At 48.7% G+C, this 14990-nt stretch carries 12 protein-coding genes, 1 tRNA gene and 2 pseudogenes; 8 read left to right on the forward strand and 7 right to left on the reverse strand.

Going from position 1 to position 14990, the window contains the following annotated elements; genetic code table 11:
• Positions 1 to 27: 27 nt before the first annotated feature.
• The 4 genes and pseudogenes from EL143_RS00865 to EL143_RS12540 all read right to left on the reverse strand — a co-directional run bounded on the left by EL143_RS00865 (position 28) and on the right by EL143_RS12540 (position 3004).
• Positions 28 to 483: a DUF494 domain-containing protein gene (locus tag EL143_RS00865; protein ID WP_085417481.1), complete on the reverse strand. Its 456-nt coding sequence runs from the start codon at positions 481 to 483 to the stop codon at positions 28 to 30.
• 22 nt (positions 484 to 505) lie between these two features.
• Positions 506 to 1489: pseudogene (gene dprA / locus EL143_RS00870) on the reverse strand (DNA-processing protein DprA); the annotation flags it as partial.
• 126 nt (positions 1490 to 1615) lie between these two features.
• Positions 1616 to 1687, reverse strand: a pseudogene (locus tag EL143_RS12900) (hypothetical protein); the annotation flags it as partial.
• Between the two features lie 201 nt (positions 1688 to 1888).
• Positions 1889 to 3004 carry a peptidoglycan-binding protein LysM gene (locus EL143_RS12540; protein WP_232001314.1) on the reverse strand — a complete coding sequence of 372 codons (1116 nt, stop codon included), beginning with the start codon at positions 3002 to 3004 and terminating at the stop codon, positions 1889 to 1891.
• A 173-nt stretch (positions 3005 to 3177) separates the two neighbouring features.
• Between EL143_RS12540 and def the strand changes: the two genes are divergently transcribed.
• From def to EL143_RS00905, 6 genes are read left to right on the forward strand one after another with little or no spacing between them, the layout of a single operon-like run.
• Entirely contained in the window at positions 3178 to 3681 is a 504-nt protein-coding gene (gene def / locus EL143_RS00880) for a peptide deformylase (protein WP_085417479.1), read from the forward strand.
• Positions 3682 to 3705: 24 nt separating this feature from the next.
• On the forward strand, positions 3706 to 4629 hold the full coding sequence (gene fmt / locus EL143_RS00885) for a methionyl-tRNA formyltransferase (protein ID WP_085417478.1): 924 nt from the start codon (positions 3706 to 3708) through the stop codon (positions 4627 to 4629).
• Positions 4626 to 5888: a 16S rRNA (cytosine(967)-C(5))-methyltransferase RsmB gene (gene rsmB / locus EL143_RS00890; protein WP_085417477.1), complete on the forward strand. Its 1263-nt coding sequence runs from the start codon at positions 4626 to 4628 to the stop codon at positions 5886 to 5888. Before fmt ends, rsmB begins: the two co-directional genes overlap by 4 nt.
• Positions 5854 to 6456 (forward strand): DUF4390 domain-containing protein, encoded by a 603-nt coding sequence (locus EL143_RS00895; RefSeq protein ID WP_085417476.1) that lies wholly within the window; start codon positions 5854 to 5856, stop codon positions 6454 to 6456. Before rsmB ends, EL143_RS00895 begins: the two co-directional genes overlap by 35 nt.
• Before the next feature lie 7 nt (positions 6457 to 6463).
• Positions 6464 to 8575 carry a sensor histidine kinase gene (locus tag EL143_RS00900; RefSeq protein ID WP_085417485.1) on the forward strand — a complete coding sequence of 704 codons (2112 nt, stop codon included), beginning with the start codon at positions 6464 to 6466 and terminating at the stop codon, positions 8573 to 8575.
• A complete protein-coding gene (locus tag EL143_RS00905; protein WP_085417475.1) occupies positions 8572 to 9873 on the forward strand; it encodes a sigma-54-dependent transcriptional regulator in 1302 nt (433 codons plus the stop codon). The genes EL143_RS00900 and EL143_RS00905 overlap by 4 nt, the downstream gene beginning before the upstream one ends.
• A 56-nt stretch (positions 9874 to 9929) precedes the next feature.
• Here EL143_RS00905 and EL143_RS00910 read toward each other — a convergent pair whose 3' ends face one another.
• Together EL143_RS00910 and EL143_RS00915 are read right to left on the reverse strand one after the other, a co-directional pair.
• Positions 9930 to 10907 (reverse strand): IS30 family transposase, encoded by a 978-nt coding sequence (locus EL143_RS00910; RefSeq protein WP_126326483.1) that lies wholly within the window; start codon positions 10905 to 10907, stop codon positions 9930 to 9932.
• Between the two features lie 108 nt (positions 10908 to 11015).
• Complete coding sequence (locus EL143_RS00915) at positions 11016 to 12419, reverse strand: cryptochrome/photolyase family protein (RefSeq protein ID WP_085416993.1); 1404 nt, start codon at positions 12417 to 12419, stop codon at positions 11016 to 11018.
• Between the two features lie 194 nt (positions 12420 to 12613).
• Between EL143_RS00915 and EL143_RS00920 the strand changes: the two genes are divergently transcribed.
• Positions 12614 to 12689: transfer RNA gene (locus tag EL143_RS00920), tRNA-Phe, on the forward strand.
• 160 nt (positions 12690 to 12849) lie between these two features.
• Positions 12850 to 13968, forward strand: coding sequence for an aspartate-semialdehyde dehydrogenase (asd, locus tag EL143_RS00925; protein WP_085416992.1), 1119 nt, complete (start codon positions 12850 to 12852; stop codon positions 13966 to 13968).
• Positions 13969 to 14048: 80 nt separating this feature from the next.
• Here the strand turns inward: asd and EL143_RS00930 are convergent, their stop codons facing one another.
• The gene (locus EL143_RS00930) at positions 14049 to 14930 is read right to left on the reverse strand and encodes a prephenate dehydrogenase (RefSeq protein ID WP_085416991.1); all 882 of its coding nucleotides are present in this window, start codon (positions 14928 to 14930) and stop codon (positions 14049 to 14051) included.
• Positions 14931 to 14990 lie beyond the last annotated feature (60 nt).

The following is a 14990-nucleotide window of genomic DNA, read 5'->3' on the forward strand; positions in this document are numbered from 1 at the left end:
GAAAAGAAAAACAGATACTGTACCGACTTAATGCATCGTTGCCGCACCATGCAATGCAACCATCAAGTCATCACCAATCAAAACAGGCAACTCGGACTGGTGGGCCCACAACACCAACAAAGCCAGAATTTTCGCCATATTAACCGTTACTTCTTCCTGCGGCATAAACAATAAGGCATTAATCACAAACTCTCGTTGCGCTGCATCAATTGCTTTCTCTTGCTCTAAATAATGCAGCAAACCCAACACTTCCTGAGGCAGAACTTCCAACTCTTCCCGGCAATAAACCCGTACAACCTTACCGGCATTTTCCGGTAGATTCATTTTGGGCTGGCTCTCCAAAGCTTCCAACAACATCAGTAAATTACCGATTTCCACATCGCCAAAGCCGGCTTCTTCCAGCAACACCCCCAAATCATTGGAAGGCGGGCATGCATCAAAATTTCCAAAATGTTCGATTAAAAAAGCAATTACATCTGCCATGTCGTTCCTTAACTTCCTAATTTTATTTTGCAATCCGCTGGTAACGCCCTCCAGGCATTGCAGCAACGATGCCATCAAGCTCCATTTCCAACAATAATGCGTATACATCCGCCGTTGCCATAAGCAGTTGTTCAGCCAAGCTATCGGGATGAACCGGAGCATATCCCATTCTTTCCAACAGGCTCTCGGCTTCTTTTTTGTTATGTTTTTCAGACAGGCATTTAGAAATAAAGTTGTCTTCTTTCTGCTCCGCGGACGAATCCTGACTCTGACGGGATTCAGACTGCCTATATATAGAATATGATGATACTTGTGGTTTTTGCAACAACCGCGGACATTCTTGTAAAATATCTTCCAAGCTTTCTACCAGTTTCGCACCTTCTTTAATTAGTTTATGGCATCCCTTGCTGTGCGGATTGTCTATGGAACCGGGCACCGCCATGACCTCTCGCCCCATATCAGCCGCCAACTTCGCCGTAATCAGCGAACCGGATTCCAATGCAGCTTCCACTACCAGCGAAGCCTGCCCCAGCGCAGCAATCAAACGGTTTCGCCGCGGAAAGTTCCCGGCCAAAGGTCTGGTACCCAAAGGAAACTCCGACACAATCAAGCCTTTTTCAGCGATTTGATAAGCCAATTTTTGATTGGATTGAGGATAAATTCTGTCAATTCCGGTTCCCCACACCGCTACCGTTCCCCCATCTCCGGCCAAAGCGCCTTGATGTGCCGCAGTATCGATGCCGGATGCCATACCCGAAACCACTCCTATACCCTGCTGCGACAAGGTTTGGGCAAAATCATGAGCAATACGCATCGCTTGAGGTGTTGCATGACGGCTGCCGACAATCGATACCGAAGGGCGGCACAACAACTCCGGATTGCCTCTCAAAAAAAGCAAGGGAGGCGGAGTAAGCCCTTCCGTCAGCATTAAAGGAAAATCTTCGTCGCCCAATAACATCAAACGGCAACGTTCGCCTTCCGACCACTTTAACGCCGCATCAGCCGAAGCTTTTGCAAGCTCACGTCCGGTATCCCACTCTTTTGCCGCCTGTTTATGGTGCACCAAGTGCGCAATTTGTTCTGCCGACGCGGCTAAAGCTTGTTTAGCAGAGCCGAAAAAACGGATAAGGTTTAAAAAACTTTCGGCACCGATGTAAGGCGTGAGTGCCAATTGCACCCAAGCATAGTATTCATAATGATTCATTATTCCGCCTTGTAATGTGTTTCAGACAGGCATTATTACCGGATTAAAATTATTTTCTTAATTACAGTTTCACATGTAGCTCATATACTGTAAAGAACAATTTACAGCAAATACCCATATCCCCGCCCTCAATAGAAATAATAAAGCACACAAATTTTGTGTGCTTTATTTCAGACAGGCATTAATTCTTAACCACCAGAATTAATAGGGATTAATGTTGCTTCTGTAATTATATTCGTTGTGTTCGGTATCATGAGGATCCTGCGGAACATTTCTCACATGAACCTTATCGCTCTTCATATTATCCAAATCCTGCCCCGATTCCGAAGCCACATCACCGATATTGATATTGGTTAGGCTCTCCAGAATAATAGCCGAAGATAAATTTTGGCTGGTTTTATACACCATTGCCAGGCCGACTTCCTCAGCAGGAATAGACACATATTTCATCATGCTGCGTCGGCCTTTTTTACCTTCGTCAAAATCCATTTTAACCTGTTGGCTCTTTTTATATAAGCTCACTACACTGCCCACATCCAAACCGCCCGCCTCACCTTTATTCAGAGTAATGGTTTGAAACTGGCCTGCTTCGCCTACGCCGTCGAAAATCGATACCACACGCGCATCAATATGTTGACTGGGCGCATGGGGCTGAATATTGCGATTGAGTGTTTGCAGGTTTTCATCCAACTTCAGCAGATAATCGCCTTTTTTGATTTCCGAAATCGCTTCTTCCACTACCATAGGTTGTGCGGTTTTGGTAGGCACTTTAGCCAGCGGATGTAAGCGGGTGTAATATTCGCCGTCCTGCAAATATTGGGCATCTTTTTCGCTGCGCGCGTCTAAAGCGCTGTTGGTGTAAGGCAAAGTGCTGATAATGCCGCTGAATACCACTTCCTGACCTAAAAACTTATTGGTTTCCGGATCGAGAACATCTTTACGCGCACGGTATACCAAATAGCGACCCGGCTCATTGATACCGTAAGCATAAACGCGGTCACCTTTACTATACATTACCCGATTGTCCGGGCCTTTAATCAAGCGTGGTGCATTTTGAGTTTCCTTTTGCGGAATCACTTGCGGATGCCGCATAAACATACGGAAAAAATCCACGTTCACGGCTTGGATACCGTAGCCGGAAGACACTTCGCGCACGCGGGGCGCCAGCTTAACGGTAGGAATGTGTTCACTTTGATTGTAAGTACGGCTGATTTTTGCTTTGGATGTTTTTTTGGCTTTTACCTTCGATTTAGCCATAGCCGGCGCAGAAATAGCCACGCCAAGCGCACAAAGCAAGGTTATAATATGTTTTTGCATGACGAACTCCCCTTGAAATACTTCAATACAGTCATCTATTCGTTTAATTAATTAAAACAAACGAGCCAATTAACTTAACCCGCCCCTAAATACTTAATGCGGTATTTTAACACCGTTTTCAGTTAATATCCTAGCGTTGAAAGAAAACTGACATTATTGTTATCGAGAGAATTATGGCTTTATTAAATATCTTAAAATATCCCGATGAACGGCTGCATATTGTTGCCAAACCGGTTGCGGAAATTGACGGGCGCATTAAAACTTTGGTTGCCGACATGTTTGAAACCATGTACGAAGCCCGCGGCATCGGTTTGGCGGCAACCCAAGTAGATGTGCATGAACGTGTGGTTGTGATGGATTTAAGCGAAGAGCGCAACGAGCCGCGCGTATTCATCAACCCGCAAATTACCCATAAAGACGGTGAAACCACTTACGAAGAAGGCTGTCTTTCCGTTCCCGGCATTTACGATAATGTAACGCGCGCCGAAAGGGTAACCGTTGAAGCGCTTGATGAAAACGGCGAGAAATTTACCTTGGAAGCCGACGGCTTACTTGCCATCTGCATACAGCACGAGTTGGATCATTTGATGGGCAAAGTGTTTGTCGAACATCTTTCCCAACTGAAACAAAACCGCATCAAAACCAAGCTGAAAAAACGCGCAAAACACGACTTATAAACTTTTCAGACAGGCATACCCCTTATGAACGTTATCTTTGCCGGCACACCCGACTTTGCCGCCACCGCGCTTAAAGCCATTGCAGATGCCGGTTTCCACATCCCTTTGGTATTGACCCAACCCGACCGCCCGAAAGGCCGCGGTATGCAGCTGCAAGCCAGCCCGGTAAAGCAAGCGGCACAAACGCTCGGTTTAAACATTGCCCAACCGCAAACCTTGCGCAGTGAAGAAACCCAAGCCTTACTGCGCGAACAAAATGCCGATGTAATGGTGGTTGCCGCTTACGGGTTGATTCTGCCTGAAGCTGTTTTAAGCATCCCCAAACACGGCTGTCTGAATATTCATGCCTCACTCCTCCCGCGCTGGCGCGGAGCCGCCCCTATACAGCGCGCCATCGAAGCCGGCGATACCGAAACCGGTATATGCATCATGAAAATGGACGCAGGCTTGGATACGGGCGACATTATCAGCGAACACAAATACACCATCCAACCCACCGACACAGCCAATGAAGTACACGATGCCCTAGCTGAAATCGGCGCTCAAGCAATCGTGGCAGATTTGCAACAACTCGCTCAATCCGGCCGCTTAACTGCCACTAAGCAAAGCGAAAACGGCATCACTTACGCTCAAAAATTAAACAAAGAAGAAGCCAAGATCGATTGGCATCAACCGGCTGCTGCAATCGAACGAAAAATCAGGGCGTTCAACCCCGTACCGGCGGCATGGACAGTATGGCAGGATGCTCCGTTGAAAATCTGGCAGGCCGAGATCATCAACGAAACAGGCGCACCGGGTGAAGTGCTGCGCTGTGATTCCGAGGGCTTGGTAGTGGCGTGTGAAGAACAGGCTTTACGCATCACCTCGCTGCAACCCGCCGGCAGCAAACGTATGGATATTGCCGCTTTTGCAGCAGGCAGACACATTGATCAAGGCACCGTATTATGAGCTTGGCACGCATTCAAACCTTAGCAGCACAAAGCGTCGCAGAAGTTGCACAAGGCAGAAACCTGCAAGATGTACTTGCCGATATCCGCTCGGCCAACCCAGACTTAGGCCTGTCTGAAAAAGGTGCTTTGCAGGATATTGCTTACGGCTGCCAGCGTTACGCGGGCAGCTTGCGTTTTATGCTTGCCCGAATGCTGAAAAAGCCGATTACCCATCCGCAATTGGAAAGCCTGCTGCTGGTTGCACTCTACCAGCTCAACCATACGCGAAACGCACCGCACGCAGTTGTCAATGAAGCAGTAGAAGCAATCGCCCGCATCGGCAAAGGCCAATACCGTTCGTTTGCCAACGCCATTTTGCGCCGCTTTCTGCGTGAAAAAGACAAGCTCAACACACAATGCAAAACTAATATAGTTGCCAAATATAACCATCCCGAATGGTGGGTTAAATATCTGCAAAACCACTATCCGAAATATTGGAACAACATCATCACTGCATCACAAAGCCATCCGCCGCTAACACTACGCATCAACTGCCGCCACACAAATGCCGAACGCTACATAGATGAATTACAAGAAGCAGGCATTGAAGCCAAACAATTGGGCACCCATGCAGTAAAACTGAAAGAAGCCCTGCCCGTTAGCCAAATTCCCGGATTCAGCGAAGGCAGGGTATCCGTGCAGGATTATGGTGCGCAACAAGCCGCATTGATCTTAAAACCGCAAAACGGCGAGCGCATTTTAGATGCCTGTGCCGCGCCCGGAGGAAAAACCGGCCACATACTGGAATTGGCAGACTGCCACCTCACAGCACTAGACATCGATGAAGCCCGTTTGGCGCGCGTACGCAACAATTTAGACCGTTTAGGCTTTCAGACAGGCATTGTTATCCGCTGCGCCGACGCACAAGACACGGCATCGTGGTATGATGGGCAAATATTTGATGCCATACTTGCCGACGTACCCTGCACCGCCTCCGGCGTAGTAAAGCGCAATCCCGACATCAAATGGCTACGCCGCCCCACGGATGCATTCAAAACAGCACGCCAGCAAGAAACATTACTCGATACCCTTTGGGAGCTTCTCAAACCGGGCGGCCGTATGCTTTTAGCAACTTGCTCCATATTTGAAGAAGAAAACAGCAGCCAATTACAAAAATTCCTAAACCGGCATGCTGATGCCCAATGCGACGAAACACATGTTTTACTCCCAAATAACAACCAAGATGGCTTTTATTACGCGCTTATTCAAAAGCGGTAGTGCCTTTCTACTGCTTTTTATAGCCCTTACTGCATTCTTCCCCATTTCCTCCCGGGCAGAAGGCATCAGTGCACTCCGCAGCCAAGCTTACCTAACCGAAAATGGTCAGCTGGCCATCAGCAGCCGTTTCAAAAACGAATTGCCCGATCAACTCAAGCAGGCCCTAAGGCAAGGCGTTCCGCTGCATTTCACACTGCAATATCAATTATCCGCACCCACCTGGGCAGCTTACAAATTCAAATTCAACCAAATCGTAGGCAGCGACAGCCAAGTTTCCTACAAGCTCTCATATCACCCACTCACCAACCGTTACCGAATAAGTGTCGGAACGTTCTCCACAGAATACAATAATTTAGAAACCGCTCTTCGCGGGGTCGGCGCCATTTCCGATTGGCGCGTATTGCCATCAGGCGCTTTATCGGGCGAAACCGCGGAAAGTGTCCGAGCAGAAATCAGATTGGCGCTCAGCACCTCCAAGCTTCCCAAACCTTTCCAGATTAACGCCATCAATTCGAAAAGCTGGCAACTTGATTCAGGCTGGAAATCACTGAACATCAGCACGGAATAACGCCATGATCCAGCGCCTGCTTCCACTGATTATTATCACGTCTATCGCATTGCTTTACCTGCTGACCTTGTCAACCAGAAGCAACAGCGACCTAGCCGATTATTTCTGGTGGTTTATCGTAGCCGCTTCCGTGCTGATTGCCATATTGTTCGTTGCCGTTATCCGCTACATTTGGTTTTTGACCCAGGCGCACCGAAAAAAAGTATTAGGCTCGCAAATCGCACGCCGCTTGGCTATCATGTTTACCGTAGTAACCGTTTTACCCGGTTTGTTTGTATTCGGCGTATCCGCCCAATTTATTTCCAACAGCATCAATTCTTGGTTTGGCGACGAAACCGACCAAGCTTTGGAACATAGTTTGAGCCTGAGCAAATCGGCCCTCAACTTGGCAGTAGACAACTCGTTCGGCCGTGCCGTTAATATGCAAGTGGATTTATTCCGCTCCGTTTCACGCGGCCGAAGCCTGATGAGTTCATTGGAAAACGCACCTTTAGCCAACCAATTTGAACAATTAGCTCTTTATAATTTGAGCACCAATCAAACCAGCACCGAACGCAATCCCAGAAAATTACCGGCCGCCTCCCCTTCTTCGGAAATATTAGACGAGCTTGCCAATGACGGCTCTTCCCGCTCAATAGAAAGCATCAACGGTACGTTATATGCACAAGGCTGGCTGGTGCTACCCGAATATAACCAGCAGCAATACGCTTTATTTTTCCGCCAGCCCATTCCAAACAAAGTAGCACAAGATGCAACCCTAATCGAAAGCGCTCGGGCTAAATATGCCGAGCTCAGTTACGCAAAAAAAGGATTACGTAACTTTTTCCTGATTACCCTTCTGGTTGCCACACTCATTGCCATTATGCTGGCACTGAGCATGGCTCTGTTTTTCTCTTACCGCTTTATCGAACCCATCCTCTCTTTGGCCGAAGGCGCACGCGCTATCGCCCAGGGCGATTTTTCACAAAAACGTCCCGTATTCCGCAACGACGAATTAGGCAGGCTCACCCATTTGTTCAACCATATGACCGAGCAACTCAGCCTTGCCCAAGAATCGGCAGAGCGCAACCGTTTGCAAACAGAAGCCGCCAGAGATTATTTGGAAACCGTATTAGAGAGCCTGACCGCAGGTGTGGTTACCCTTGATCATTCAGGCATTCTGAAAACTTTTAACCAAAGTGCAGAAAAAATCCTCGGTATTCCGTTGGATGATATGCTGGGCAGCAATTGGCGCGAATGGAGCCGGCAATCACCTCAGCAAGCCATGCTGGCAGAAGTTTTAGAAACCATTTTAGGCACATTGGAAACCGACAAGCCCATACAGATACCTTACACGGCGCCTGACGAAGCAAGAATTCTACTGGGCAAGGCTACACCTTTGCAGGAAGACGGCTTAGTTATCGTATTCGACGACGTTACAGCCTTAGTCCGCGCCCAAAAAGAAGCGGCATGGGGAGAAGTGGCCAAACGGCTGGCACATGAAATCCGTAATCCGCTCACACCCATCCAGCTTTCTGCCGAGCGCATGGCATGGAAGCTGCAAGACAAATTGGATGAGAAAGATGCCCAAATTCTCAACCGCTCGACCAATACCATCATCAAGCAAGTAGAAGCTTTAAAAGAAATGGTAGAAGCATTCCGCAATTATGCCCGATCCCCCTCGCTGAAATTCGAAACCATTGATTTAAACGAAATCTGCGAAGAAGTGCTTTTATTATATGAAGGCAGCCCGTGTACATTTACATCCAATTTGAGTAATATACCCGTTTATATCCAAGCTGATCATGGCGCAATGCGTCAGGTTCTGCACAATATTTTGAAAAATGCAGCAGAAGCCGCCTCAGAAAGCGACTCCCCCAAAGTTGATTTAAGCATTGGCCGTGATGAACAATATGCCATATTAACCGTATGCAATAACGGCAAAAGCTTCAGCAACGAAATGCTCCACAACGCTTTCGAGCCTTATATTACCGATAAACCAACCGGCACAGGTTTAGGCTTGCCGGTAGTTAAGAAAATCATTGAAGAGCATGGCGGACGCATCAGCATAAACAATCAAACAACAGGCGGGGCGTGTGTTAAGATCTCCCTGCCGGAATTGGTGGAAAATAAAGAATGAGAAGTAGCGACATCTTAATCGTAGATGACGAAATCGGCATCCGCGACTTACTATCAGACATTTTGCAAGACGAAGGGCACACAGTTGCTTTGGCTGAAAACGCCGAAGAAGCCCGTCGTTTGCGCAATCAAATCCGCCCGGCGATGGTACTGCTGGATATATGGATGCCGGATTGTGACGGGATTACCTTATTAAAAGAATGGTCGAAAAACGGCCAGCTCAATATGCCGGTTGTCATGATGAGCGGCCATGCCAGCATTGACACCGCCGTTGAGGCAACCAAAATCGGCGCACTGGATTTTTTAGAAAAGCCTATTGCATTAAAGCGGCTCTTAGCCACCGTTGAACGCGCTCTAAAATACAGCGAAATGCAGGCTGCATCCGGCTTATCGTTCGACAAACTCGGCAACAGCCCCGCTATTCAAGAACTCAACCAAACCCTGGAAACAGCGGCCAAACAAAATGTGCCCGTATTGTTAAACGGCGAATCAGGTTCCCCATTCGAGCTGGTAGCGCGCTATTTTCAAAAAAACAAAACGCCTTGGGTCGAACCGAACAAAACAGAACATATCGTCGACACACCGATGGAGTTACTGCAAAAAGCCGCCAACGGCATTTTATATTTAGGCGACATTTCCCAATACAGCCGCAATATCCAACAGGGCATTGCATTCTTAATCAGCAAAACCGACCGCTACAATGCGCGTATCGTCTGCTCTTGCAGCGTCCCGTTTGAAAACCTGCAGGAAAACAATCCCGACTGCAAACTGGTTTCGGCGCTGGAAAAACACATTATCCATATTCCGCCTTTACGGGAACAAGCCGACGATATCGCATTTTTGATTGATACCATCATCACAGAGTTAGCGGAAACCCAAAAAATTCCTCCGGTAAAATTCAGCCCTGCCGCGATAAGCGCCCTGCGCCAATATGAATGGCCGGGCAATTACGACCAGCTGTGCAACATCGTTAAAAATCTCGCGTTGACCGCCGAGCAAAATGAAGTGGACGAATCTGCCGTTATGGAGATTTTAGGCCAGTTCTCAACCAACCAATCGCCGGAAATCATCGGCGGCTTCAACTTCAACCTGCCTTTGCGAGAATTGCGTGAAGAAGTGGAGCGGCGCTATTTTGAATACCATATTGCCCAAGAAGGCCAAAATATGAGCCGCGTTGCACAAAAAGTCGGCTTGGAGCGCACTCACCTTTACCGCAAACTGAAGCAGCTGAAAATCAACTTCTCCCGCCGCCAAAACTCCGGCAAATCCGATGAGATAGGCGAAAACGGCGAAGAGTAACCCTCAAATACGACAATGCCTGTCTGAAAACTTTCAGACAGGCTTAGATTCGAATTTCAAGTGCAACACTCAGGCAGTAGAGGTTGGAACAGATTCAAGAATAAAACACTTGGCGTTTCATAGCCAAGTGTTTTTCTTGGCCTACGGTTCAGTTCATCTTGAACCCTGCGTATCTCCCGATGGCTGATGTTGCGGAAATCGGTTTGTTTGGGGAAATATTGGCGGATGAGTCCGTTGGTATTTTCATTCAGTCCTTTTTCCCAAGAACGGTAGGGGCGGCAAAAATAGGTTTCCGCCTCCAATGCTTGGGCTATTCGGATGTGTCGGTAGAATTCTTTGCCGTTATCCATGGTAATGGTATGTACCCTGTTTTTATGCGCCTTCAATACCTTGATGACGGCGTTGGCAGTGTCTTTGGCTTTGAAGTTCTTTAACTTGCAGATGATGGTGTAGCGGGTAACCCGCTCGACCAAGGTCAGTAATGCGCTTTTCTGATCTTTGCCGACGACGGTGTCGGCTTCCCAATCGCCGATGCGGGATTTTTGGTCGACGATGGCGGGTCGGTTTTCAATGCCGACGCGGTCGGGTACTTTGCCTCTGCTCCATGTACTGCCGTAGCGTTTACGGTAGGATTTGCCGGCTATTCTGAGATGCTGCCGCAAAGTGCCGCCGTTGCTTTTGTCTTGACGCAGATAGCGGTAAATGGTGCTGTGGTGGAGTGTGATTTGGTGGTGTTTGTGCAAATAGGCGCACACTTGTTCGGGACTGAGTTTGAGTCGGATGAGGGTGTCGATGTGTTGAATCAGCCGGGAATGGAGCTTATAGGGTTTTCGCTTACGCTGTTTGGTAAGCCGGCTTTGCTGTTGGGCTTTTTCGGCACTGTATTGCTGCCCTTGTGGGCAGTGCCGTTTGATTTCGCGGCTGATGGTGCTTTTGTGGCGGTTAAGCAGTTTGGCGATTTCGCTGATGCTGTGGTGGCGGGACAGGTATTGGATGTGGTATCGTTCGTCTTGGGTCAGTTGTGTGTAGCTCATGGCAATCTTTCTTGCAGGAAAGGCCGTATGCTACCGCATACCGGCCTTTTTCTGTTATGGAAAGTTGCACTTCAAATCCGAATCCGCCAGGCATTTTTTATAAACCAACTAATCGGCAACTCCGTCATACAGCACAAGCGTCTTCTTTCTTTGGCTTGAATACTCCGCAACAGGATCGGGATAACCGTTGGTATTGATACTGGCTTTCCCGAGCCACGGGGTATGAATAACATCTTTCGGCACATGGGCGAGCTCAGGAACATACCGGCGGATAGTTTGTCCGACAGGATCAAGCTTTTGCGCCGCGAACACAGGATGCATCATACTCAGCGGCTTTTGTGCACATGCACCCACACCCACAGCATCCTGCCAGCAGCCATTGTTTACGGCCAAATCAAAATCCAACAATTGTCCGGCAAAGTAAGCTTCCCCCAAACGCCAGTCACACAATAAAACCTGTGACAAAAAAGCCGCAGCATAACTGCGTAAATTGTCCGGCAAATAGCCTGTTTGATTCAGACACCGCATCGCAGCATCGAGCAAAGGATAACCCGTCCGCCCCTCCTGCCACGCAACAAGATATTGAGGATTGTTTTCCCAAGCTATATTCCGATATTTCGGATTAAAACCCTGCAGTAACACGTTTGGATAGCGATAAACCAGTCGGTGATAAAATTCGCGCCGCATCAAAGCATTTAGCAAAACCTCTTCATCCTCGCCCCCCATTCTCTTGATCAAACCAATCAAATAGCGAACAGAAATCACACCAAAACGCAAATAAGGCGAAAGCCTGAAGTTATCACTCTGCGCAGACAAACCGCGCCCAAGGTGATAGTCCCCCATGCGGCGCATCAATCCAGCCAGCAGCTTATCCGCCGCCCGCTCACCGCCTTCAAAGACTGAAGCCCCATCCTCCACACCCAATTGCTTTAAAGACGGCAACTCCGGCGCAAAACGTAAATGTTCAGACAGGCCTGTCTGAAGCCCTGTCAAAGCCGCCCAGTCGTCAGAAGGCTGCCAAACCATTCCGTCCGACGCCGCAAGCCAAGCTTTTCTATAAGCATCGAAATCCGTATAAAGTTTGCCTTCGGAATCGGCCGAGACAAATTTTGATAACACTGCATCATCATTCACCACCTTAAATTGCCGCCCATCCCCAACCAAGTGCGCCGCAACCACGTTTTCCTGATGCACAGAGTCCGGCTCTCCCGCTCCCGCACACACCACATAAGCAGCATCCACATCATTTGCAAAAGCAGGCACCTCCCGCTCCGCCGAGCCGATTGCCACAAACAGCGGCACACCTTTTTCAGCCAACCTGCTTTGAAGTTCAGACAGGCATTGATGCACAAACACCCGCCTCCGCCGACGCCCTTCTGAAACCGGCGCCTCTTCCGGTTCAAACACATACATACCCACCACAGGCAAACCGAGCCTAACAGCCTCCTGCAAAGCAGTGTGGTCAAACGCCCGCAAATCATAACGGAACCAAACAAGAGTGGTCTGAAACATAACGCAAACGGCTTCCGTAAATATTTTCGCAACGAATATTCTACCCGATTGCCCCCGCAACTCATTAAAAACTTCACCAATCACAACACATCAGTAACTTTTATCCCATATAAAATAATTATTTGTAAAAAAAGCACAACACAGATATTGAACAAATGCAGCAGGTATGGTTTAATACGCCTTCTTCACACAGCGGCCAGATAGCTCAGTTGGTAGAGCAACGGACTGAAAATCCGTGTGTCGGCGGTTCGATCCCGCCTCTGGCCACCAAAAAAACCGCTTATGCGGTTATTTTTTATCCTCATCACTCTTTTTCATTCATCTTCCAAATTCTTCAACCTATTCCACTATTGAACCCCCGCCCTATAAAGAGTATATTTATCCGATTTTCGGAAATATTAACATCTGCATATTCTTGAGGAGCACATAAATGAAAGTAGGTTTTATCGGCTGGCGCGGCATGGTCGGTTCTGTTTTGATGCAGCGCATGCAGGAAGAAAACGATTTTGCCGATATCAAAGAAGCCTTTTTCTTCACCACTTCCAACGTAGGCGGCGCCGCACCTGATTTCGGCCAAGCAGTCAAAACGCTGTTGGATGCCAACAATATCGAAGAGCTGGCGCGCATGGATATTATCGTTACCTGCCAAGGTGGCGATTACACCAAATCCGTGTATCAGCCCCTGCGCGAAAGCGGCTGGAACGGTTATTGGATTGATGCCGCTTCTGCGCTCCGCATGAATGACGATGCCATCATCGTGCTCGACCCTGTAAACCGCAACGTGATTGATGCCGGCCTCAAAAACGGCGTGAAAAACTACATCGGCGGCAACTGCACCGTATCGCTCATGTTGATGGCACTGGGCGGCCTGTTCCAAAACAATTTGGTTGAATGGGCTACCAGCATGACTTATCAGGCGGCTTCGGGTGCGGGTGCGAAAAACATGCGCGAGCTTATCAGCGGCATGGGAGCCATCCACAACCAAGTGGCTGACGAATTGGCAGACCCCGCCAGCGCGATTTTGGATATCGACCGCAAAGTTTCCGATTTCCTGCGCAGCGAAGCCTACCCTAAAGCCAATTTCGGTGTGCCGCTGGCCGGCAGCCTGATTCCGTGGATTGATGCCGATTTGGGTAACGGCCAGTCCAAAGAGGAATGGAAAGGCGACGTGGAAACAAACAAGATTTTGGGTAACACCGGCAATCCCACCATTATCGACGGCTTGTGTGTACGCGTCGGCGCGATGCGCTGCCACAGCCAGGCGATTACGTTGAAATTGAAAAAAGATTTGTCCGTAGCCGAAATCGAACAGCTCCTGGCCGGTGCAAACGACTGGGTAAAAGTGGTGCCGAATGAGAAAGAAGCTTCCGTTAAGGAGCTGACGCCCGCCTCCGTTACCGGCACTTTAACCGTACCGGTAGGCCGCATCCGCAAGCTGGCCATGGGCGGCGAATACATCAGCGCCTTTACCGTGGGCGACCAGTTGTTGTGGGGTGCCGCTGAGCCTATCCGCCGCATTTTGAATATTGTGTTGGGCAAACCGCTCTAAACGATTTTTGCCAATAAAAATGCCTGTCTGAAACATTTAAATGTTTTTCAGACAGGCATTTTGATTAGGTGTTTTACACATCAGCTCTGTTTATCAAGCCAATCATCCCGTGTTGCCTTAGCCTCTTCAAAATAGCGATACAGGCTCTCAGAATCGCCCGTTTCCAATAAACGTTGAACCGTATCCAACTGGGCGCGCTGCCCCGCAATCAAGTCAAGCAAACCCTGTCGGTTAGCCAGGCAGATATCCGTCCAGATAGCAGGATGGCTGGATGCGATGCGGGTAAAATCGCGAAAGCCCGATGCGGCAAAATCCAAGTAAAGCTGCCCGTCGGCATGGTCTTTGATTTGGTGCACATACGAAAAAGCCAATACATGAGGCATATGCGAAACTGCTGCGAAAATAGCATCATGCTCTTCTGCCGGCATGATAAAAGTGTGTGCACCCACTGCCTGCCATAAACTTTGCATCAAATCTAATGCAACAGGATTTTGTTGCTCGTGCGGGCACAGAATCAGCTTTTTACCTTCATACAAGCCAAACTTGGCCGCCAAGGCACCATGCCTGTCTGAACCGGCAATCGGATGCGCGGCCACACAATTGGGCAGATGCGCCGGCAAATAGCGGGCGAACGCCTGAATCGCCGACTGCTTGGTGCTACCTACATCGCTGACTATGGTTTGTGCGCTTAACAAAGGTGCCAGCTCGGTGCAAATTGCAGGCAAAGTTGCCACCGGCGTTGCAATCAACACCAAATCCGAGGCGGCTATGCTTTGCGGCTGAATACCTTGAGCCGTTTCATCAATCACTTTGCGTTCAAGCGCGCGCTCAAGGTTTTGCCTGTTCACGTCCACACCCACCACATGGCGCACCAAACCTTTGCGCTTGAGATCCAGCGCAAATGAGCCGCCGATCAGGCCGACGCCGATCAGAGTGATTTGGTTCAACGGGGTGGTAGACATAACAATCGGATTTTATTTTGAAAGAATAAAAAACGGCAAACCGGTTCAGACAGGCATATT

The organism is Neisseria canis (assembly GCF_900636765.1).
Taxonomy (GTDB): domain Bacteria; phylum Pseudomonadota; class Gammaproteobacteria; order Burkholderiales; family Neisseriaceae; genus Neisseria; species Neisseria canis.